Raw genomic sequence first — 595 nt, forward strand, 5'->3', positions numbered from 1 at the left:
CCCGGTCCTGTGGTGACGTTGTACGAGCTGGAGCCTGCGCCTGGGACGAAGTCGTCGCGGGTGATCTCGCTGGCCGACGACATCGCCCGGTCGATGAGCGCGGTCTCGGCCCGGGTGGCGGTGGTGCAGGGCCGCAACGCCATCGGCATCGAGCTGCCCAACCACAAGCGCGAGACCGTGTACCTGCGCGAGCTCTTGGCCTCCCAGGACTTCGAGACCTCCAAGCAGAAGCTCGCCCTGTGCCTGGGCAAGACCATCGGGGGCGAGCCGGTGATCGCCGATCTCGCCCGCATGCCGCACCTGCTGGTCGCCGGCACCACCGGGTCGGGCAAGTCGGTGGCGATCAACACCATGATCCTGTCCCTGGTCTACCGGCTCTCGCCGGCCGAGTGCCGGCTGATCATGGTCGATCCCAAGATGCTGGAGCTGAGCGTCTACGACGGCATCCCGCACCTGCTCACCCCGGTGGTCACCGACCCCAAGAAGGCGGTCGTCGCGCTCAAATGGGCGGTGCGCGAGATGGAGGACCGCTACCGCAAGATGTCGAAGCTGGGGGTTCGCAACATCGACGGCTTCAACGCCCGCGTGGTCGAGG

1 protein-coding gene is annotated in these 595 nt (G+C 67.6%); it reads left to right on the forward strand.

The window, feature by feature from the left end:
- A partial coding sequence (locus VB672_RS22570) for a DNA translocase FtsK (protein ID WP_329786436.1) occupies positions 1-595 on the forward strand: 595 nt, incomplete at both ends.

The sequence above is a fragment of the Microvirga sp. CF3016 genome (assembly GCF_036314085.1).
Lineage (GTDB): Bacteria > Pseudomonadota > Alphaproteobacteria > Rhizobiales > Beijerinckiaceae > Microvirga.